The sequence below is a fragment of the Suttonella sp. genome, assembly GCF_056855035.1.
In genome coordinates, this window is sequence record NZ_JBXGGR010000079.1 from 1 (window position 1) to 21,544 (window position 21,544).

20 protein-coding genes and 1 pseudogene are annotated in these 21,544 nt (G+C 48.2%); 14 read left to right on the forward strand and 7 right to left on the reverse strand.

Annotated elements, in window-relative coordinates:
- Positions 1–133 (forward strand): annotated as a pseudogene (locus ACJHVI_RS06960) (IS30 family transposase); the annotation flags it as partial.
- Between the two features lie 25 nt (positions 134–158).
- Here the strand turns inward: ACJHVI_RS06960 and ACJHVI_RS06965 are convergent.
- Positions 159–695 carry a lipocalin family protein gene (locus ACJHVI_RS06965; protein ID WP_483184008.1) on the reverse strand — a complete coding sequence of 179 codons (537 nt, stop codon included), beginning with the start codon at positions 693–695 and terminating at the stop codon, positions 159–161.
- Positions 696–884: 189 nt separating this feature from the next.
- Between ACJHVI_RS06965 and ACJHVI_RS06970 the strand changes: the two genes are divergently transcribed.
- Together ACJHVI_RS06970 and ACJHVI_RS06975 are read left to right on the forward strand one after the other, a co-directional pair.
- Positions 885–1,820 carry a bile acid:sodium symporter family protein gene (locus tag ACJHVI_RS06970; RefSeq protein ID WP_483184010.1) on the forward strand — a complete coding sequence of 312 codons (936 nt, stop codon included), beginning with the start codon at positions 885–887 and terminating at the stop codon, positions 1,818–1,820.
- A gap of 521 nt (positions 1,821–2,341) precedes the next feature.
- Complete coding sequence (locus ACJHVI_RS06975) at positions 2,342–3,598, forward strand: serine/threonine transporter (RefSeq protein ID WP_483184041.1); 1,257 nt, start codon at positions 2,342–2,344, stop codon at positions 3,596–3,598.
- A 121-nt stretch (positions 3,599–3,719) separates the two neighbouring features.
- On the opposite strand, the gene ACJHVI_RS06980 is transcribed toward ACJHVI_RS06975, so the two are convergent.
- The 3 genes from ACJHVI_RS06980 to ACJHVI_RS06990 all read right to left on the reverse strand — a co-directional run bounded on the left by ACJHVI_RS06980 (position 3,720) and on the right by ACJHVI_RS06990 (position 7,325).
- Positions 3,720–4,193 carry a peroxiredoxin gene (locus ACJHVI_RS06980; RefSeq protein ID WP_483184012.1) on the reverse strand — a complete coding sequence of 158 codons (474 nt, stop codon included), beginning with the start codon at positions 4,191–4,193 and terminating at the stop codon, positions 3,720–3,722.
- A gap of 28 nt (positions 4,194–4,221) precedes the next feature.
- Entirely contained in the window at positions 4,222–5,679 is a 1,458-nt protein-coding gene (locus ACJHVI_RS06985; RefSeq protein WP_483184014.1) for an RNA-binding domain-containing protein, read from the reverse strand.
- A 182-nt stretch (positions 5,680–5,861) separates the two neighbouring features.
- The gene (locus ACJHVI_RS06990; protein WP_483184016.1) at positions 5,862–7,325 is read right to left on the reverse strand and encodes a DUF4139 domain-containing protein; all 1,464 of its coding nucleotides are present in this window, start codon (positions 7,323–7,325) and stop codon (positions 5,862–5,864) included.
- A 177-nt stretch (positions 7,326–7,502) separates the two neighbouring features.
- On the opposite strand from ACJHVI_RS06990, the gene dapA reads away from it, so the two are divergent.
- The 8 genes from dapA to araD all read left to right on the forward strand — a co-directional run bounded on the left by dapA (position 7,503) and on the right by araD (position 15,823).
- Positions 7,503–8,384: a 4-hydroxy-tetrahydrodipicolinate synthase gene (gene dapA / locus ACJHVI_RS06995; RefSeq protein ID WP_483184017.1), complete on the forward strand. Its 882-nt coding sequence runs from the start codon at positions 7,503–7,505 to the stop codon at positions 8,382–8,384.
- Between the two features lie 189 nt (positions 8,385–8,573).
- Positions 8,574–9,728, forward strand: a complete 1,155-nt coding sequence (bamC, locus tag ACJHVI_RS07000) for an outer membrane protein assembly factor BamC (RefSeq protein WP_483184019.1) — start codon at positions 8,574–8,576, stop codon at positions 9,726–9,728.
- Positions 9,728–11,530, forward strand: a complete 1,803-nt coding sequence (gene mutL / locus ACJHVI_RS07005) for a DNA mismatch repair endonuclease MutL (protein WP_483184021.1) — start codon at positions 9,728–9,730, stop codon at positions 11,528–11,530. The genes bamC and mutL overlap by 1 nt, the downstream gene beginning before the upstream one ends.
- Before the next feature lie 300 nt (positions 11,531–11,830).
- Complete coding sequence (locus ACJHVI_RS07010; RefSeq protein WP_483184022.1) at positions 11,831–12,460, forward strand: RNA pyrophosphohydrolase; 630 nt, start codon at positions 11,831–11,833, stop codon at positions 12,458–12,460.
- 75 nt (positions 12,461–12,535) lie between these two features.
- The gene (locus ACJHVI_RS07015; protein WP_483184024.1) at positions 12,536–12,814 is read left to right on the forward strand and encodes a PTS sugar transporter subunit IIB; all 279 of its coding nucleotides are present in this window, start codon (positions 12,536–12,538) and stop codon (positions 12,812–12,814) included.
- 2 nt (positions 12,815–12,816) lie between these two features.
- The gene (locus ACJHVI_RS07020) at positions 12,817–14,169 is read left to right on the forward strand and encodes a PTS ascorbate transporter subunit IIC (RefSeq protein WP_483184025.1); all 1,353 of its coding nucleotides are present in this window, start codon (positions 12,817–12,819) and stop codon (positions 14,167–14,169) included.
- Between the two features lie 104 nt (positions 14,170–14,273).
- Positions 14,274–15,134: an L-ribulose-5-phosphate 3-epimerase gene (locus ACJHVI_RS07025; RefSeq protein WP_483184026.1), complete on the forward strand. Its 861-nt coding sequence runs from the start codon at positions 14,274–14,276 to the stop codon at positions 15,132–15,134.
- Complete coding sequence (gene araD, locus ACJHVI_RS07030) at positions 15,128–15,823, forward strand: L-ribulose-5-phosphate 4-epimerase (RefSeq protein ID WP_483184028.1); 696 nt, start codon at positions 15,128–15,130, stop codon at positions 15,821–15,823. Before ACJHVI_RS07025 ends, araD begins: the two co-directional genes overlap by 7 nt.
- A gap of 75 nt (positions 15,824–15,898) precedes the next feature.
- Here the strand turns inward: araD and ACJHVI_RS07035 are convergent, their stop codons facing one another.
- On the reverse strand, positions 15,899–16,132 hold the full coding sequence (locus tag ACJHVI_RS07035) for a glutaredoxin family protein (protein ID WP_483184030.1): 234 nt from the start codon (positions 16,130–16,132) through the stop codon (positions 15,899–15,901).
- A gap of 30 nt (positions 16,133–16,162) precedes the next feature.
- Positions 16,163–16,738, reverse strand: a complete 576-nt coding sequence (locus ACJHVI_RS07040; RefSeq protein WP_483184032.1) for a D-sedoheptulose-7-phosphate isomerase — start codon at positions 16,736–16,738, stop codon at positions 16,163–16,165.
- A 71-nt stretch (positions 16,739–16,809) separates the two neighbouring features.
- On the opposite strand from ACJHVI_RS07040, the gene ACJHVI_RS07045 reads away from it, so the two are divergent.
- From ACJHVI_RS07045 to ACJHVI_RS07055, 3 genes are all read left to right on the forward strand, one after another.
- Positions 16,810–17,616 (forward strand): undecaprenyl-diphosphate phosphatase, encoded by an 807-nt coding sequence (locus ACJHVI_RS07045; RefSeq protein WP_483184034.1) that lies wholly within the window; start codon positions 16,810–16,812, stop codon positions 17,614–17,616.
- A 51-nt stretch (positions 17,617–17,667) separates the two neighbouring features.
- The gene (gene secB, locus ACJHVI_RS07050; protein WP_483184036.1) at positions 17,668–18,147 is read left to right on the forward strand and encodes a protein-export chaperone SecB; all 480 of its coding nucleotides are present in this window, start codon (positions 17,668–17,670) and stop codon (positions 18,145–18,147) included.
- A gap of 75 nt (positions 18,148–18,222) precedes the next feature.
- Positions 18,223–19,218, forward strand: coding sequence for an NAD(P)H-dependent glycerol-3-phosphate dehydrogenase (locus ACJHVI_RS07055; protein ID WP_483184038.1), 996 nt, complete (start codon positions 18,223–18,225; stop codon positions 19,216–19,218).
- A gap of 161 nt (positions 19,219–19,379) precedes the next feature.
- On the opposite strand, the gene ACJHVI_RS07060 is transcribed toward ACJHVI_RS07055, so the two are convergent.
- Positions 19,380–21,392: a calcium-binding protein gene (locus ACJHVI_RS07060; protein ID WP_483184039.1), complete on the reverse strand. Its 2,013-nt coding sequence runs from the start codon at positions 21,390–21,392 to the stop codon at positions 19,380–19,382.
- Between the last annotated feature and the right edge of the window lie 152 nt (positions 21,393–21,544).

A 21,544-nucleotide genomic window follows, 5' to 3' on the forward strand; every position in this document is an offset into this window, starting at 1 on the left:
ACTTGATAATCTCTGCGCTGAATTCATCAAAGAGATAGAGGACAATTTGAATAATCGTCCTCGTAAGGTGCTAGGCTTTATGACGCCATTGGAGGTTAAAGCTAGCTTTGGGCGCGTTGCACTTCATACTTGAATCTGCCACCCAAATGCAAATATTTTTAAGGATTACGAATAAGATTAGCGGTGTCATAGCCTTGCGCTTGAGCGCTATCGATATAGCTTTGCAATACATCATCATCCATATTCGGGCTGCGCGATAATATCCATAAATATTTGCGTTCCGGCGTACCCACTAAAGCATGGCGGTAATCTTCATCAATACGCAATATCCAATACGCCGCTTTCCCCACCGGCAGCCAGCGGATAAATTTAGGCAAAAAACTCACTTGCAATTTCGCACCGCTATCGTCCACAACTGTTGCCAAACCTTCTACGCGGCTGATTGCGCCTGTCTGATTGCGGCAAGAATTTTCCACGCTTACGCTATTGTCTTTATTAAGACGATAGTGCGCTTGCACTTCACTAACACATTGTTCCTGATAAGGCATCGGCAAACGTGCCATTTCATACCAAGTTCCCATATAACGCGGCAAATCGACTGCCGCCGCCGTTGCAGGCGCATCGCCGACAGCGGAAGGATTGCTGCTGCACGCAGCCAAAGAAAACACAAGAAAAACATTGATTAATCTCATCATATTCATAAACCTATAGCAACAAAAAGAAATTTACTCATCATTCACAATCCTATTATTAAAAATTCTAGCGCATTTTTGCCTATGAAAAAATTCTCTTGTGCTGATTGCCTCGCGCAGCTTTCTTAAATGCGCATAATGATGCTTTTTGTAGTATGCTGACGGGCTTTTTCTCTAGGACATTATTTCTCTATGAAAACACTACAGCAATTCAGCCAGTTTGTCGGTAAAACCTTCGCGCTTTGGGCGGCTATTTTTGCCTGCTTGGGATTTTTCGCTCCTAATGCCTTTTTATGGGTCACGCCGATAATTATCTATCTTTTAGGTATCATTATGTTTGGCATGGGGCTGACCTTGCAGCCTAGCGATTTTAAAATCATCGCCACACATCCAAAAGCCGTCATCATCGGCATTGTTGCACAATTCATGATTATGCCCGGTATCGCCTTTGTTTTGGCTAAAGTCTTTGCACTGCCGGCGGAGATTGCCGCAGGGTTAATTCTGGTCGGCTCCTGCCCGGGCGGTACTTCTTCAAATGTCATGACTTATTTGGCGCGCGGCAATATCGCCCTTTCTGTCGGCATGACCTCCATCACGACGCTGCTTGCCCCTCTGCTGACGCCGGCGGTATTTTGGCTGTTCGCCAATCAATGGTTAGAAATCAATGCCGCCAATATGCTTATTTCTATCATCAAAATCGTATTGCTGCCGATTTTCTTAGGCGTTGTGGCGCATAAACTTTTCCGCAAACAAACTGAAGCCGCCGCTCAGGCATTGCCTTTAGTTTCCGTCACCTCTATTGCCTTAATTATTGCAGGTGTTGTTGCCGTCAGCCGTCAAGAAATCATACAAAACGGAGTAATCATTTTAGGGGTTGTCATATTGCATAACGGATTAGGCTATTTACTCGGCTTTTGCGTTGCAAAATTCGCCAAATTGCCTTATGACGCACAGAAGACGGTTGCTATTGAAGTCGGTATGCAAAATTCAGGCTTAGGCGTGGCATTGGCTAAAGCGCATTTTGCGCTCTTTCCAGCAGTTGCCGTACCTAGCGCCATTTTTAGCGTCTGGCACAATATTTCGGGAGCATTACTCGCTACCTATTGGGCAAGAAAGCAAAATAAATAAATGTGCGAAACAGCCGCTGCTTCATCAGCGGCTTTTTATCTAAAATAGTATAAATCAAAGCAACTCATTAATATAATTTCAATTATTTGACCATAAGCATCTCTGCAAACTCCGTCTGCAAGCTCTGACGATGAAAAAGCAAGCCAAAATAAAAACAAGCAATTGATTAAGAATATTTTTTCACAAAAAACCATATTTTCACACACAAAAATCAGCAAAAGCGCACAACTGTTAAAAATATGTTATTTTTAATTTAATTTTAGTTAAATTAAAGTAAAATCAACCAAATTTTTCACATTAAATTAAACAATAAACTGATTTTAATCAGATTATCATCATAGAAATTCTCTCTGATTTTGAGTGAAAAACCTCCAAAAATAGCCTAAAAAAGTTAATATTTGACAAGTTTTTAATCACTAGCTACCATTCGCCTCGCCGTCAGATATTTAAAAAAGTATCTGACTTCTTTAAAATCACATTGTTTTAAAAGGCATTATTTCTTCAACTTTAGGAGGGTTATGATGAATGTGCAACCCGATAGCAAATGCAATAAATTTGATTTGCGCTGGATGCTAAATCTATTCGGCACGGCCGTCGGCGCAGGTGTGCTGTTCTTGCCGATTAATGCCGGTATGCAGGGCATTTGGCCTTTAGTAATTATGGCAATTATCGTCGGACCGATGACCTATTTGGCGCATTTAGGTTTGGCGCGTTTCGTTTTGTCTTCATCCAAACAAGGCAGCGATATTACCGAAGTAGTAGAAGAGCATTTCGGCAAAACCGCCGGCAAACTGATTACCTTTCTGTATTTCTTTGCGATTTTCCCTATTCTGCTGATTTACGGCAACGGCATTACCAATACCGTGCAATCCTTTTGGGTTAACCAATTGGGCATGAGCGAACTGCCGCGTGCTTTGCTCTCCGGCGTGCTGATTGCATCTATGATCGGCGTACTCATGGTGGGCGAGAAATTCGTATTGAAGGTGACCGAATGGTTGGTCTATCCTTTGGTACTGATTTTATTCGGCTTATCTTTATTCCTAATTCCACAATGGAATTTAAACAATTTAAGCGTAGTGCCTGATACCGGCGCATTTATCAATACGCTGTGGGTGACCATTCCTGTATTAGTGTTCTCGTTTAACCATTCACCGGCGATTTCTACTTTTGCAATTTCTAATCAGCGCGAATACGGCGACGCGCAAACCACGGATAAACATGTGCGCAAATCGCTCTTCGGCACCGCCGGCATTCTGCTCTTATTCGTAATGCTGTTTGTATTTAGCTGCGTATTGAGTTTAACCCCTGCCGAATTGGTACAGGCGAAACAGGAAAACATCTCCATTCTGTCTTTCTTAGCCAATAAATTCGAAAGCCCCTTTATTTCCTATTTAGGACCTTTGGTAGCATTCTTGGCAATCACCAGTTCCTTCTTTGGTCATTATTTAGGTGCTCGCGAAGGTTTGGAAGGCTTGATTATCAAGTTGCGCCGCGATACAGGAGCCGCTAGCGAAATCGATCATAAAAAACTGAATTTGATTTCTGCGGTATTTTTCATGCTGACCTTGTGGATTGTCGCCATCATCAACCCGAGCATCTTGGGCTTGATTGAAGCCTTAGGCGGACCGATTATTGCAATGATTCTGTTCATTATGCCGATGTATGGCATCCGCAAAATTCCTGCAATGCACAAATTCGGCGGCAAACTCAGCAATCTATTTGTGGTATTTATGGGCTTGGTAGCCATTTCTAACATTATTTATTCACTGTTCAAATAAGCTCTAAAAAAGCTGTCTTTGCGTTTTCTACATGCAAAGACAGCTTGATTCTTTATACTCTCTACTTAAAAATCACAGGCTTTTCAGAGATATTCTGACTGCACAAAATTATATAAAAATCTCAAGATACAGACAGATTCTGCGCCGCCTGCAATGCCGCCAAGACTTCTTGGGCATGTCTGGCGACTTTGACCTTGCGCCATTCGCGCACAATCTCGCCCTGCGGATTTATCAGAAAAGTGCTGCGCACGATGCCGAAATATTTTTTGCCGAAATTCATTTTTTCCTGAATCACGTCAAATGCGCGGCACAAACTTTCCTCGCTGTCGCTAATTAATTCAAAAGCAAAGCCATGTTTACACATAAACTTTTCATGCGAAGCAAGACTGTCGCGCGATACGCCGTAAATCGCGGCACCCAAAGCGGCAAATTGCGGCGCCAACGCAGAAAACTCCAGCCCTTCGGTAGTGCAACCGGGGGTAGAATCTTTGGGATAGAAATACAGTACCGTCCAAGTGCCTTGCAAATCAGCAGCAGAAAAGCTGCCGCCGCCAGTAGTTGGAAGGGGTAGGAAATCCGGCTTTACATTTTTCATTCGTATCTCTTGGCAAAAATTAATCAAACTATGCCCAATAGGGCACATATTTCATTGCTTTGGTGCCAGCCTTTTCATCGAACAAGCGAACGATGTTTTTCTCGATTGCTTCTTTGATGATTTTGCTAATCATCGGGGGACTGACCGCATTACCAAAGCGTTCACGCAAACTGGCATTACTCATTTGCTCATGTTTGATGTATTTAAACACACAATGCCAATAACAAGCTCGCAGACGTTCTTCCTTACTCATATCGCCAAACGAGCGATATGTAAATAGCACGACTTTAGTATAGTTGTCCAAATTTTCAAATAAAGGAGCAGGCATCTGATTTAACTCAATTTGAAATACCACCTTATCAATGCCCGTACCGCGTTCTTCGCAAATATTCATTCGCCTCATTAAACTTGCCAAATGCTCATTGCGGCTACACGGCGGCTTATCCATGAAACGATTAACGTCAATCAAGGGCGAGCCGGAATTAGTGATTTCTAAGCGGTGTAAAAATATTTCAATCATCGGAGATGTACCTGATTGATGAAAATCCTGATGAATTAAAGCATTCGCGACTAGTTCACGCAAGGCAATATCAGGATAAGCATTCATATTTTGGCGAAAAGTCAAGCCAATCTCTTCATAAGACGGTAAAAGTGCTTTAATATTGTTCATTATCAACTCAAAATCCACCGCATAGCCGGCATGACTATCGAGCTCTTGAATTGCTGCAAATTTATCATTGTTTTTATAGCGAATAATACGCACTGCTTTTTTAGCTAAATGATCAAAATCAGCTAAATTTTTAGCAAATAATATCGCCCCTAAATTACTGATATGCCATAAACCCGCATTTTCAAAAATCAGTTTATCGGCACACAATTTATCCAAAATGCCTGCTTGATTTTCGGGAAGAGGCTGATGAGTTAAATCGAAATATTTAGAAAAATCTAACAACATCAAAACTCTTTCTCCAGAGACATCTGTCAGAGCGATTTGGCGTTCAAAGGGCGTTTTATCTAACAGCCGCCATAATTGGCGTTCTTTTTCGGAAAAATCTCGCAATTTTTTGGTATATGAGCCGATACGGATAAATTCGGTGCCGTCAAAACGTAGCGGTTGATGGATAGCAGGCTGAATTTCTAAAATGACCATCGCTTTACCCTGATAGTCAAATTCAAAAAAGCGAAAATCAATTTTAGGTTCAATTTTTTGCAGTAACCAATTTTCTAATTCCTGCTGCTTATAGCGTACGTTTGCAGGCTGAAAACTCGTACCTACAATACGATATGATTCATCTTCCACACCCCATACCATATAAGCGCTAGATTTGCCGAGCAAAGAAGCGCTGTTTGCTAATGCCGAAATTCTCTCGCCTATCATTACAGCATCTGCATTATTGTGTTTAAATTCCAGCCATTCGCTTTCTCTGGGAAGATGCAGCAATTCTTGCAATAAGGCGATTAATTGCATTGATTTTTTAGAATCCATAAACTGTTTCTCCTTTTTGGTTAAGCAACGGTTAAGCAAATTTTTATCTATTTAACCCAATGTTTTAAAACAGATTACCTCATGCTATGTCGCTTTTTAAACACAAAAAAACCTCTTACGATTGAACAATGGTTAAGCAAATGCTGTCTATGATGATAAGGCTAGGATTATTGCCCCTTCCCTTAATCAAAGCGTACGCGCACGGTGTAATTCAGCTCCGCTTTGCCTTCGGCAGGCACAGGCACGTTCCATTGCGCCAAATTCGCGCCGACTTTCTGATGCGGATGGCTTTCGCTTTGCATTTCCCAGAAGCCGGGAATCGGCTCTACTATTTTCACGCTTACCGCTTCTTCTTTAGCATTGCTCAAGCTAATCGATACCTTAATATCATAAGCCTTGCCTTTGCCGCCCAAGAGCTTGCCGACCAATTGCGCGCTGCTCACGGGCTCGGTAGAAAGATGTTTCCATACGCCTTTCACATCAAAGGCATCGCCCAATTTCAGACGCACGGTTTCATTTTTCGCGGTATGGGCGATGCGGTCTTCACCGATGAAAAGCGCGCGGTCTTGGCTATCGCTTTTATATACGCGTACCACGCCTTTAGGCAGCGGCAAGCCCAATTGCGCTTCTTCCTTATTGTCAAATTCCACATAGACCGCCACTTTGCGTTCTTCGCCCAGTTCGGCATTTTCTACCGCGCGGTAATACCAATAATCGCTGCCCTGCAGGCGGTATTCTTTGCGGACGGGAATCTGATTGCCGCTTAAGAGCGCCACTTGTTTGCTTTGATTATTTTCTATGGTCGTGGGGCGGTTCAGCGTGTACAGATGATATTCAAACAAAGCCTCTTCGCTCATTTCCGCTGCCGCGGGCGTTGCCGCCATCATGATTGCCTCTGCAGCATAAGCGCGGCGCAAAACCTCAGGCGGCGCACGGTTCACATCGCCTGCAATCAATTGCAATTGCGCGTTTTCATAGCGGGTGCCGCTTTGATTGTTCAGCGTTACCCAGCCCGCCAAATCCAACGTTTTTTCATCGCCGCTCAAATTCGCCACATAATCCGCCTGCCAGCGCAAACCGTTGCTCAAATACGCCACATCCACTTTCTGCTCGCCTGCCGTCGCGCTTTGCAAACGCAGGTTCAAAGTAGGACGATCGCGCAAATTCGCCGGCAGCTCGGCAAAAGCCAAACGCGCGTTTTCCGCCAAGCCCGTTTCAATGCGGTCGGCGTATTGCAGCACAATGCTGCCGTCGTTATATGCCAGCAAGGTCGCTTTTTCGCTGCTTTCCTCGCCGTTTGCCCTACGGCTGATGACGTTCACTTCTTTGCCGACGTATTTGTCTAACAGAGAAGCCTCGCTTAATAAATCATAGTCAAAATTTTGCTCGAGCAATTGCACGTCGGCATCGCCCGCTTTCAAAGACACGGTCTCGCTCATGATCATGCCGGACACGTCGCGCAAAGCAATTTGATTCTCGCCTTCCGCCAGATTCAATTGGCGACTTTCGCGAATCAGCGCCAGTCCGTCGTTATAAATCGCCACCGCCAAACTCTGGCGATCTGCGGCATTGCTGAGAATCTCATTGGCGGCAAAACCGCTGTCGCTGGCCAGCAGCAAAGCAGCGCTTAGGGTTTTTAGATTCATGTTCGTCCTCTCTTCACTAAATAAAGGCGTGATTGTAACGAATTTCATATCCTATCGTATAAACTTATCGTCATTTCTAGCATTTGTGCACATTCGCCGAAAACATATTTTATACCCCTTGATTTTCAAGGCATAAAACGCATACCATGCGTTTTTTTATTGCAATAGGAATTCTCTATGTTTTCAGGTTCTATGGTGGCATTGGTCACGCCGATGCACACAGACGGCGCAGTAGATTGGGATAGTCTCGAGCAATTGATTGAATGGCATATCCAAAGCGGCACCGATGCCATTGTCTCGGTCGGCACGACCGGCGAGTCCGCCACGCTGAATTTTGACGAACACAAAGCCGTGATTCGCTTTACCGTAGAAATGGTTAAAAAACGCGTTCCCGTCATTGCAGGCGCAGGCGGCAATGCCACGCGCGAAGCCATCGAGCTGACATTCTCCGCCTACCACGGCGGCTGCGACGCCACTTTGCAAGTTACCCCCTATTACAACAAACCGCCGCAACGCGGACTCTATACCCATTTCGAGCAAGTCGCCCATGCCGTGCCGCTACCGGTTATTTTATACAACGTCCCCGGCCGCACCGGCTGTGATTTACTGCCCGAAACCACCGCCGCACTGGCAAAAATCAAAAACATCGTCGGCATTAAAGAAGCCACGCCCTTGACGCGTCTGCGTGAACTGCTGCCGCTCTTCCCGCGCGGCGGCGATTTTAAAATTTTCTCAGGCGAAGACGGCATCTGCTGCGAAGCGGCAAACGAAGGGCTGATTGACGGCGTGATTTCCGTTACCGCCAACCTTGCTCCCGCGCAAATGTCCGCCATGATGCGCCATGCCCTCAAAGGTGAGGCGCAAGCGGCAAATGCCATCAACGACAGCCTTGCCGCCCTGCATACGCAGCTTTTTGTCGAAGCCAATCCCATCCCCGCCAAATGGGCAATGCAGCGCATGGACAAAATCCAAGGCGGCATCCGCCTGCCCCTCGTCCCCTTTGCCGAAACCCATCAAGCGCCAATGGAAGCCGCCCTGCGTCAAGCGGGCTTAATCTAAGACTACCGCCGACAAAAGCAATATGCTAATCTGCGCATCGTTTTCGTTCCGCGCAGATTAGCAAAGCAAAGGATATTTATGTTTCAACGCACAGGACACGACACAGCCCTGAATTGGAAACGCTTACTACCGCTCCCAATAAAATTCTATCGCCATAAATGGCGGAGTTTCAACCGAAAAGGAATTCAGATGAAAAACAAACTGTTACTTACAAGTTCCGCAATCGTACTCGCCGCCTGCTCCACAGGTTCTATCCTAGACAATCTGCCTGACCGCGCGCCGGATTACCGCCAAAGCAATATCGGGCGCAAAATCGAAGTGCCGCCCAATCTCAGCAATGCCAGTTTGGATAGCCAAGCAGGCATTTCCGACATGAGTCCTGCACCGGTCGCTTCCTACCGCGATTACGAGCAAGCGCGCGTGCAACGCAATACCCGCGGCTACATTGAAGTCTTGCCGACCTTATACAATGTGCAAGTCATCGAATCCGCCGGTGCCCTGCCCTATATTAGCACCGCCGCCGACCCTTCGAGCGCATGGCAAATCGTCAAACGCTACTGGCAGAACAACGGCGTGCGCCTAGCTACCGACAATCCGCAAATCGGCATTATGGAAACCGATTGGCTGGAAAACGCTTCTAGCAAACCCAGTGCCGGCATCGGCGGTTTCTTAAATAATTTGCTCGGCTTCTTAAGCGATTCCGACCAACGCGACCGCTACCGCCTTCGCTTTAGCCGCAATGCACAAGGCGGCACGGATATCGCCCTGATTTACACCCAATCGGAATTAGTCGCCGCGCGTGACTACGGACTGGCGAGCGAGCCGGCAGGCTTCACATGGCAACTTTCCGACACCATCAACCCTGAATTGCAATTGGAAATGACGCGCCGTATCGCCCTCTTTATCTCAGCCGAGTTAGAGAAAAATGCTGGCATCGCGCAAACCCAATCCGGTGCCGCTCCTGCGACCAGTAGCATCGGGCATACTCAATTGATGCAGCTTGCCGACGGACAGCCGGCGCTCGCCATTTACGGCAACTATGCCCAAAGCTGGCGCGTACTCGGCATTGCGCTTGACCGCGCCAGTTTTGCGATTGAAAACGCGCAATACGAAACCGGCACTTACCGCGTCCGCTACAGCCCGCCGACAGCAGAAGTCGAGCGAAGCTTTTTTGCCCGCCTCTGGGGCTCCAAAGACGACCCCGCTCAACAGCAGCCGCAATACCTTGTCCGCCTAGCCGATCAAGGCAATGTGGCGGTGGCAATCGTGCAAAACCCTGACGGCAGCAGCGCCAACGCCGCCCAAGCGCAAGCCTTGCTGGAAACCGTCAACGCGGCGCGTTAATGCCTCGAATCCGACAACTCTCCCCTGCCCTGATTAACCAAATCGCGGCAGGGGAAGTCATCGAACGCCCCGCCTCGGTCGTCAAAGAATTAGTCGAAAACGCAATTGACGCCGGCGCGCAGCATATTCACATCGACATCGAAGAAGCGGGCAGCAAACTGATTCGCGTCCGCGACGACGGCAGCGGCATTCATGCCGAAGACCTCGCGCTCGCCTTCTCCACCCATGCCACCAGTAAGATCCGCAGCTTTGAAGACCTTGAACGCGTCCTGACCTTGGGATTTCGCGGCGAAGCCCTGCCCAGCATTGCCTCCGTCTCGAAAACCACCCTAAGCAGCCGCCATCATCAGGCCGAACACGGCGCGAAAATCGCGCCGCATCTCAGCATGGACATCGGCGCCGCCGCCCATCCTGTCGGCACGACGATCGAAGTTCGCGATTTGTTCTACAACACCCCGGCGCGGAAAAAATTCCTCAAAAGCGAACGCACCGAACGCCAGCACATCATGCAACTGCTGGCGCGCATCGCCCTCTCGCAGCAAAATATCCGCCTTACCTTACACGACAGCGGCAAAAAAATCGCCGACTACGGCGGCAGCACGCCCGCCGAACGCTTAAATTCCGTACTCGGCGACGAATTTTTGCAACAAGCCGTAGCAATCGATAATCAAAAAAGCAGCATGCGCCTGCATGGCTGGGTCGGACTGCCCACCTACCACAGCAATAACAGCGACAAACAATTTTTCTTCGTTAACGGGCGTATGGTGCGCGACAAAATCACCGTGCATGCCATCAAGCAAGCCTATCAAGACATGCTCTACCACGGTCGCCAGCCTATCTTCGTCTTGTATTTGGACATCGACCCCGAGCTTGTAGACGTAAACGCGCATCCGCAGAAATACGAAGTACGCTTCCGTGAAGCCGCGCTCACGCACGACTTCATCTTCAGCACCCTGCATCACAGCCTGCGCGCCGTGCGCCCGCAGCACATCAGCATCATTCCTGCCGCCCAAGAAGAGACAAAACCAAGCAGCCCTGCGACTCCTCCGCCGCCAAGCATGCGTCCGCAAAGCCTTGCATGGCAAAAAAGCAGCGACTACCATCAGGACTCGCCGCGCCCTAGCCGCCCCAGCTTGCAAGAAACGAAAAGCTACTACCAATGGGCAAGTCCCAAAACAGCGGCGCAAATAGAAACACCGCCCCAAGAAGAAGCGGGCGACTACCCTCTGGGCTTCGCCCTAGGGCAAATCCACGGCATCTTTATTGTGGCGGAAAATCGGCAAGGTTTAGTCATTGTGGACATGCACGCCGCGCATGAACGCATCATCTATGAAAAATTCAAATCCCAACTCCGACAAAAAAGCCAAGGCAATGCACAAAAACTGCTTGTACCGCAGACGCTTGCAATTAACCCGATGCAAGAAGACCTGCTCGCCGAACATGCCGAATGGCTAGCCGCGCTCGGCTACCAATGGCGAATTGAAGGCGGAGAACTGCTAATTGACAGCGTGCCGGAACTTCTAAAAAAAGCCGATAATGCCGCCATTCTCGCAGACGTGCTTAATGAACTGGCGGAATATCCGCACAGCCGCGCCATAGAACGTCTGCAAGATCAAATTCTTTCCACCATGAGCTGCCACCGCGCCATCCGCGCTCATCACAAACTCTCGCTCTCGGAAATGAACCAAGTCCTACGCGACATCGAAAACACCCCCGCCGCAGGACAATGCAATCACGGTCGCCCCACATGGACGCAACTCAGCGAAGAACAACTCGGCGCACTCTTTATGCGCGGACAATAATCCGAAAACACTATAGTCAAAGAAAAGAATTGAAAAAGGATTACGGTGTTGGCTCGCCTTGCCGTACGCTCTTGTACTGCCTGCGGCTCGCCGCCTTGTACTACTTTTACACTTCTCCGACTATAAAACAATGCGGCAGAACTTCAGCGGATGGGAAGACAGCGATTTCCTGCTTCCAAGGCCTCGCTTCTCCGCCATGAAATCGCCGGATATAAAACTGCATGATTGATAATAAAGCAGAAAAAAAGAAAGCGAAAACAAAAAATTGTCAGTTTGCCGGGCTTATGGAACAATACACGCATGAATATACAAAATAATGATGACAATGTTTTTGATGCGCAGGGCTTTCGTTACAACGTCGGCATTGTGATCATCAATGCGCGCAACGAAGTGTTTTGGGCGCGGCGTGTCGGGCAAAATGCTTGGCAATTTCCTCAAGGCGGCATGGTCGCCGGCGAATCTGCCGAACAAGCGATGTATCGCGAGTTAAACGAAGAAACGGGCTTATTGCCCGAGCATGTAGAATTGCTTGCGCAAACAAAATCTTGGCTGGCATATCGTCTGCCTTTGCGTTTTCGCCGCCGTCGCCGGCAAGGCATGGTGCAATGTATCGGGCAAAAGCAGAAATGGTTTTTGCTGCGTTTGAAAGCCGCGGAAAGCATGGTGAATTTGAATGTGAACGACTCGCCGGAATTCGAGCAGTGGCAATGGGTGGATTTTTGGCGCCCTGCCTTGGAAGTAGTGCATTTTAAACGCCGTGTTTATCAGGCGGCATTGGAAGAATTGGCGGGCTTTGACGCGCAATTATTGGCACGCAAACCGGATTTCTCACCGCCGCAAAGCGATAATCACGCCAAGCCGACGCCGCCTGCCGCGCAGCCTAAACGCAAAGTACCGTCTTTTGCCAAACGCCGCCGCAAATCGTTTTAAAATGAAGCCTTGAATTGCAGGTCAATTCGAGGCTTTTTGTTTAACGCGGCAATGCCGCATACATGGAGAAGTAGGATGAAAATCTTAGCAGTATGCGCCCATGGTCTGGGCAGTAGTTTTTTAATGGAAATGAATTTAAAAAAGGCATTGAAAAATCTGGGAATTGAAGCGGAAGTCGGACATTCGGATTTATCGGTGACCGGCAATGATGATGCCGATCTGTTCGTGATGGGCGAGGATATTGCCGGCAGCAGCAGCTTAGATCCGCAAAAAACCATTAAGATGAAAAATCTCGTCAGCGCAGCGGAATACGAAGAAAAACTCAAAGCCTATTTCTCTGTCCAAGGGGCGTAGCCATGCTGAAATTTATTATCGATATTCTCAGCGAACCTTCCGTATTGGTCGGTTTGGTCGCCTTAGTAGGCTTAATCGCGCAGAAAAAATCCGCCGCCGATATGGTGCGCGGAACCACAAAAACGATTTTAGGCTTTCTCGTCTTAAGCGGGGGCGCGGGCTTGGTGGTCAGCTCTTTGAGCCCGATGGGCGCGATTATGCAGGGCAGCTTCGGCGTGCAAGGGATTGTTCCTAACAACGAAGCGGTGGTGTCGATGGCATTGAAATCCTTCGGCACGGCGACCGCTTTGATTATGGCTTTCGGCATGGTGGCGAATATCTTAATCGCGCGCTTTACGCGTTTGCGATACATCTTTTTAACCGGTCATCATACCTTCTATATGGCGTGCATGATTGCCGTGATTTTAAGCGTGGCGGGCTTGAAAAGCTTTATGCTGGTCTTGGTCGGCTCGCTGTGGCTGGGCTTTGTCATGGCGTTTTTCCCTGCCATTGCGCAAAAATATATGCGCAAAATTACCGGCAGCGACGATGTCGGCTTCGGACATTTCGGCACGGCAGGCTATGTGCTGGCGGGCGCTATCGGTCAATGGATCGGCAAAGGCTCGAAATCGACCGAAGAATTGAATTTGCCGAAGAATTTGAGTTTTTTGCGCGACAGTTCGGTCTCGATTTCCATCACGATGGCGATTATTTATCTGATTTTGGTGATTGCCGCAGGTCCTGAATTCGTACAAACGCAATTAAGCGCCGGCAAGAATTTCTTAGTCTTCGCCATTATCCAAGCGATTACTTTTGCCGCAGGGGTATTTATCATTTTGCAAGGTGTGCGCCTGATTTTGGCGGAAATCGTCCCCGCCTTTACCGGTTTTTCCGAGCGGTTGGTGCCTAATGCCAAGCCCGCCTTGGATTGCCCGATTGTCTTCCCCTATGCGCCTAATGCCGTTTTAATCGGCTTTTTATCTAGTTTTGTCGGCGGTTTAGTCGGCTTGGCAATGCTGGGCATGCTCAATTGGGTATTGATTCTGCCGGGCGTGGTGCCGCATTTCTTCTGCGGTGCGACCGCAGGCGTCTTCGGTAATGCCACCGGCGGACGGCGCGGGGCGATTGTCGGCGCTTTCGTACACGGCGTTTTGATTAGCTTCTTGCCCGTTTTCCTATTGCCGGTCTTAGGCGATTTAGGCTTTGCCGCCACTACTTTCTCCGATACCGATTTCGGTGTGGTGGGCATTTTGATGGGCAAACTCGCAGGCGTGGGTGCGGTGCTGATTAGCCTTGTCATCTTTGCCATTATCGGCGGTTTGGTGGCTTATCACCGTTTAGTGCCGGAAAAAAGCAATAGCGAAACATCCGCTTAAACACTTTAAGCCAAACAGGCTGCTCATGCCTGTTTGGCTCAGATTCCGAACAATCTTATATAAGAATACTTGACGATCCTTTGAAATATTGACCTGGAGAGGAAATGCGCAAACATAAATTGGGTATTTATGAAAAAGCCCTGCCTAAACATTTGACTTGGCAAGACAGACTGTCACTAGCAAAAGCCTGCGACTTTGATTTCGTAGAAATGTCCGTTGATGAAACCGACGAACGTCTGGCGCGCTTGGATTGGACAAAAGCGCAGCGTTTGGATTTAGTGCGCACGATTATCGAAACGGGCATTACCGTGCCGTCGATGTGTTTATCGGGACACCGCCGTTTTCCTTTCGGCAGCCACGACGAGCAAACGCGGCAAAAAGCCTATGAAATCATGGAAAAGGCTTTGCAGTTGGCAAGTGATGTCGGCATCCGCACCATCCAATTGGCGGGCTATGACGTTTATTATGAAGAACAAGATGCGGGCACGATTGCGCGTTTTGAAGAAGGCTTGCAATGGGCGGTAGAACGCGCGGCGTCCATGCAAATCACGCTGGCGGTGGAAATCATGGATACGAAATTCATGAGTTCGATTACGCGCTGGAAGGCTTGGGAAGAAAAAATCCGCTCGCCGTGGTTTACGGTCTATCCCGATGTGGGCAATTTATCGGCTTGGAATGATGATGTCGCTGGCGAGCTAGCCCTCGGTATCGACAAGATTTCCGCCATTCATTTGAAAGACACTTTTAAAGTAAGCGATACCTGTGCAGGACAATTCCGCGACGTGCCTTTCGGCGAAGGCTGCGTGGATTTCGTCCATGTCTTTAAGACCTTGGAAAAACTGAATTATCGCGGCGCCTTCCTGATTGAAATGTGGACGGAAAAAGCCGAAGAGCCGGTCGCGGAAATCATTGAAGCGCGGCGTTGGATTGAAACAAAAATGCAAGAAGGAGGCATGACATGCTAGAACAATTGAAAGAAGAAGTCTTGGCGGCCAATTTGGCCTTACCCAAACACCATTTAGTCACCTTTACATGGGGAAACGTAAGCGCGGTGGATCGCGAACACGGCGTCATCGTCATTAAGCCCTCGGGCGTGGAATACGACGTTATGACGGCTGGAGACATGGTCGTGGTCGATTTGGCAAGCGGCAAAGTGGTGGAAGGCAATAAAAAGCCCTCTTCGGACACACCGACCCATTTGGAACTTTACCGCCAATTCGAACACATCGGCGGTATTGTGCATACCCATTCGCGTCATGCAACCGTTTGGGCGCAGGCGCAACGCGATTTAGACGCCTTCGGCACCACGCACGGCGATTATTTTTACGGCAGCATCCCTTGCACGCGCTTAATGAAAGATGCGGAAATCGAGGGCGAATATGAATTGGAAACCGGCAAAGTGATTGTGGAAACCTTCCGCGAACGCGGTATTGACCCGATGCAGGTGCCGGCGGTATTAGTCGCTTCCCACGGGCCTTTCGCTTGGGGCAAAGATGCCGATAATGCGGTGCATAATGCGGTGGTACTGGAAGAAATCGCCTATATGAATCTCTTTTCTTTACAAGTCAATCCGCAATTGGACGCGATGCAGCAAAGCCTGCTGGATAAACATTATCTGCGCAAACACGGTAAAAACGCCTATTACGGACAATAAACGCCTATTCCTTGATAGCCGATTAAAAATAACGCAAAGTTTTGTACTATGAATCGGCTATCAAAAAGCTTAGCCTTAATGCGACGGCAAGCCGACAAAGCGCCGCAACTCCTCAACATCAAAGGGATAAATCAACTCTCTGTGCTCTTCGCTGTCATATAAGACCGGTACTAACGTGCCGTATTCTGCCTGCCACTGCGAATTGCTGTCCACATCAAGCCGCTGCGCGGCAATACCCGCTTCTGCCAATAATTGCGCAGCCTGCGCGCATAAAAAACAATTGGGGCGCACAAATAATTGCCATCTCATGCGCCCGCCTTCCTCTGCCAATACAGACATTTATGACTCTGATGCAAAAACCGGAAAAGCCTGATCTACCAAAGCGCATAAATGATGAATCGCAAAAATATGCGCCTCTTGAATATGCGCGGTAATCTGGCTCGGCACGACCAAACAATGCTCGCACAGCGTCGCCATCTTGCCGCCGTCCCGACCACTTAAGCCCAGTGTATGCACGCCTTTTTCCTGCGCTACCACTAAGGCTTTCAGCACATTAGGCGAATTGCCCGAAGTGGAAATCCCCACAAACACATCTCCCGCCTGCGCCAGTCCTGCCAATTGGCGAGCAAAGACTTCATCATAGCCGTAATCATTGGCAATGGCGGTTAAGGCGGAAGTATCGGTGGTCAAAGCAATGCCTGCCAAAGGGCGGCGTTCGGTAACAAATCGACCGGTTAATTCCGCGGCAAAATGCTGGGCATCGGCGGCGGAACCGCCGTTGCCTGCTATGAAAATCCGCCCGCCCGACTGCAAACTCCGCACGATAATCGCGCCCATCGCTTCCACCGTCGCTTCTTGCTCACCCAATTGCGCAAACACCGCCTGATGCGCGGCAATTTTCTCCTGCCAATTCATGCTCAATCCTCGCTCAAAAAATAGAAAATGCGTACAATAACGCGCTTTATTACTTCTCTCAAGGAAAACACATGGATTTATGGCAAGCCTTTGTGCTGTCTCTTATTCAAGGACTGACTGAATTTCTGCCCATTTCTAGCTCTGGTCATTTGGTCATCACCCGCGACCTGCTCAACTGGTCGGAAGCCGGCGTTGCCTTTGATGCTTTCACGGGCTTAGGCACCTTAAGCGCCGTTCTCTTATATTTCCGCCGCGATTTAATTCAGATTTTCTACCATTGGTGCCAGCAATTCCGCGCCCATAAAGCTCCCGACCCCGAGCAATATGCCAAACTTGGCAACCAACTCATCATCGCCACATTTCCCGCTCTGCTGGTCGGCTTTGTGGTGAAAGACCATGTCGATACCCTGTTGCACAGCCCCATTCTGATTGCCTGTACCACCATCGGCTTCGGCATCCTGCTCGGCTTAGCCGATTATTACGGCAAAAAAATCCGCACATTAACGCAAACCACAATGACCCAAGCCCTATTCTACGGACTGGCGCAAGCCATCGCCCTCATCCCCGGCACATCGCGATCGGGCATTACCATTACCGCAGGACTAGCGATGGGCTTTAGCCGCGAAGCCGCTGCCCGCTTCTCCTTCCTGCTCTCCATTCCCATTTCCGCTGCCGCAGGTGCATATGGACTACTCAAACTCCTGCAATCTGATAGCCACTTCAGCTGGCAAGTCATTTTACTTTCCTACTGCACCGCCTTTGCCTCCGCCTATCTCTGCATCAGCCTCTTTTTACGCTTTTTGAATACCATCGGCATGTGGCCGCATGTAATTTACCGTTTATTTTTAGGCTCTATACTGCTGTTTGTCTTTTTATAAGGTACAATCGCAATATATTTTTCATTCACTGTAATTAAATAAGGAAACGCTATGAGCGAAGAAAACAATCAACCTGTCACCCTTGATTTACGCAAAATCTACGTCAGCGATTTATCGATTGAAGTGCCGCACGCACCCGAAATCTTTAATGAAAACCTCAACCCGGAAATTACGCTGGGCGTCAATCACGACATCAAAGCCCTTGCCGAAGAAGACTATTTTGCGGTCAAAGTCCGCTTAACGGTAACGGCAAAAAACCAAGGCGACGAAAAAACCATCTACTTGATTGAAGTCGCGCAAAACGGCATCTTTGAAATCAAAGGACTGACGCCCGAGCAACTCAGCCACGCGCTCAACGTCTATTGCACCACCACCCTCTTCCCTTATGCGCGCGAAGTCATCAGCAGCGCTATCGTGCGTGCCGGCTTCCCATCGCTGTATATTCAGCCGATTAATTTTGAAGTCATCTATCAACAAAACCTGCAACAAGCTGCCATGCAAGAGCAAGGCGCACAAAGCGGCGAAGCCTAATCCGCCACAGAAAAAGCCTGCTGATGCAGGCTTTTTGCTTTTCAAACCGCATTGAAAGACCATAGGAGCAAAACCATGAGCCGCATCGCCGTCTTAGGCGCAGGCAGCTGGGGAACAGCATTAGCATTGCGCCTTGCCAATAACGGACACCAAGTCCAACTCTGGGGACACCGCAGCGAACACATCGCACAACTGCAAGCAAACGGACAAAACCGCCGTTACCTGCCTGACATCCCCTTTCCGCCGAACCTGAACCCTAATGCAGACCTTGCCGCCAGTCTGCATCAGGCCGAAAGCATCCTACTCGTCGTACCCAGCCAACATTTCGCGCCCCTGCTCAAACAATTGCAGCAGCTGCATATCAAGACACCAATCCTATGGGCGATTAAAGGCTTTGAACACGGCACAGGACGCCTGCTCTCGGAAGTCTTCAACGACATCCTAGGCAAATCCCATCCGCACGCGATGCTTGCCGGCCCGAGCTTTGCCAAAGAAGTCGCCGCCGGCAAAGCCACTGCCGTTACCATCTCTGCGCCCGAACCGCATGATGCCCAAGCCTTCGCCCGCCCCTTCCACGGCAGCAACTTCCTCTGCTACACCGATAACGATCTCATCGGTGCGCAAATCGGCGGTGCCGTCAAAAACGTTATCGCCATCGCCACCGGTATTGCCGACGGCATCGGCGGCGGCGCGAACACAAGAGCCGCCCTCATCACGCGCGGACTGCATGAAATCACCCGCCTCGCCGCCCATTTAGGCGCGCAAGCCCAAACATTGGCAGGACTGGCGGGACTCGGCGACCTCGTCCTAACCGCCACCGACGACCAATCGCGCAACCGCCGCTTCGGACTCGCCCTAGGACAAGGCAAAAGCGCCGCACAAGCCAAAGCCGAAATCGGACAAGTCGTCGAAGGCGAAGGCGCAGCGCACGACACATGGGCATTAGCCAGCCGCCACCAAATCCATATGCCGATTGTCGAACACGTCCACCGCCTGCTCATCGGCGAACTCAGCCTCGAACAAGTCGTCAACAGCCTCAGCAACCGCGTCCTCAAAGCGGAAAAACGCTAGCAAGCAGTTCAAAGTTCTTCAAAAAAATAGAAAAGCAAGATAAAGCGGCGAGCTAGCGACATAGTATTTTTTCAAGTATTCGACTATAGATTGCATAATGAATGCCCCCTGAAACTCTTTCAGAGGGCATATTGTTAATTAAGCTATGCTTATTTTTAGGACTAAATCACAAATGCCGCTGTTGTATCTTGATGCTGCCAAAATTGATGACCGGCTAAAAGCTGTTTTGAATATTCTCTCATCTGCTCGGGCGTACTCAAGCTATTCTCTTGATTGGGAGCAAAAGCTGCGATTGCTTGAACTAACTGATTCACAGCCGCTACATGAATCTGCGCACCATCATGGGTTTGAATACTTTCAATCTGACGCGGAATGAAATTAAACCAATCCTCCACCGTAATGCTGTCGTTTTCGCCCAATATCTGAATAGATAAATCACGCCCTACACGCGTAAACCACAAATCTTGTTTGGCAATATCTTTTCCCAATTTTAAAACATCATTGCCAAAGCTATCATAAATGCGGTCGTTCCCATCGCCTAGATTAAACAGATAAGTATCGTTGCCTATGCCGCCTTCTAATCTATCATCGCCTTTACCGCCCATCAGCGTATCATTGCCGTTTCCGCCCGCCAAGTAATCGCTGCCTTGATTGCCGATTAAAGTATCATTGCCATTGCCACCATAGAGTTTACCGCCCTCTGCATAGGCATAAATCGTGTCATCGCCACGAGTGGGATTAATTACCCATTGGCGCAATTGTTCGGTATTTAGTGATTTGCCATCGGCAAACTGAAGCTCTTGAACGGTATAATCGCCTTTGCCGTCTTGATCAAAGAAGTTTTGTACACTAACTTGTTGTCCATCGTTTTGCGCAATTAATAAATCGCTTTCATGACGATAAATCCGAACATCATTTAATTTGGCATGAGTGAATTTCAAAATATCGTTATCTTGCTGTCGCGGATTAAAATTCAAAACCACATCTTGAGCAAATTGTTTGGCGAAAACATAAGTATCCGAGCCAATACCGCCCTCTAAATGATCATTACCGCTGCCTGAATGAATAACATCGTCATCATCACCGCCATAAGCACGATTATTACCTGTTTCCAAATAAATGATGTCATTACCATTACCTGCATCAATATCATCATTGCCCGCACCGGCATAGATGATATCGTTTCCGGCAAAAGTTCGAATACGATCATCTCCTGCACCGGCGTAAACCGTATCATCATCGCCATAGCCAAGTAAGACATCATTACCATCAGTTCCACGCAATAATGTTTCTTTAATTTCTGCCAAAGTGATTTGACCGCCCTCATATTCAATCGCATCAATATGACGGCTTAACACATCGCCGGCAAACATCTTCACTACGGTAATGCTGTTGGTTTCACCTGCCACACGAATAATCAAATCATCACCTTCGCGCGTATAAGAAACGGCATCTTTGCTCACACCATGCAAACGAATCACATCAAAGCGATTATCTGATGTATCGTGATTGTGAACAGTAGTCATACCGAAGCCCTGATAAAACTCATACAGATCCGAACCGGAACCGCCATCTACTACCGCCGTTGCGCTACCGATAATTAAATGATCATCGCCTCCGTTGCCATTTAACACATCGCGCCCCAGCAAGCCCACCGCTCGTAAAATATTACTCATCTCATCGCCATTTTGTTCAGACAGCATGCTAATCGTTTTTTCCCCTAACATCGCCAGCCAATCTTGTAATTGCCCGTCCTCTTTACCTTGATGAGCAAAATCAGATAACAAAGCCATACCCTGATGCCAATCTTTTATATTGGCAAAAGCTAACAATTCGCCTAAATCAATAAAAGCCTTTTGCGGATTTTCAGCAAAAACCTGCTTAAATCGCGTTTCAACAGCCGCATAATCCAACACAAATTCACTATTTTCAAATTTGAATGACAATTCATTCAAATAAGGTTTTAAACGCGTTTGAAACAGCAAACCTTCATAGACTTTGTGGCTAAGATCAGCATAGCTGTTTTTGACAATATCGATAATGCCGCGTGCTTCAGCAACCGTACCAAAATATAGCTTGCTGCTATTCTGACCTGTGAATGAATCAAGTATGGCGATTTTATCTTTCAGCTGATGTAATTCATTACTTGCTTCAAGCATTTCAGAACTAAGCATTTGAACTCCTAATTTAGAAAGTATAAAGTTAGAAGTCAAGTTCTATAACATATTTTTGCTATTAGATTTTTTCTGGATAATGGCGAGGTTTTCATCTAAAAAACATTGTCTTACCTAATTTTAATCTATCCTATTTAGTTCTATATAGTCCC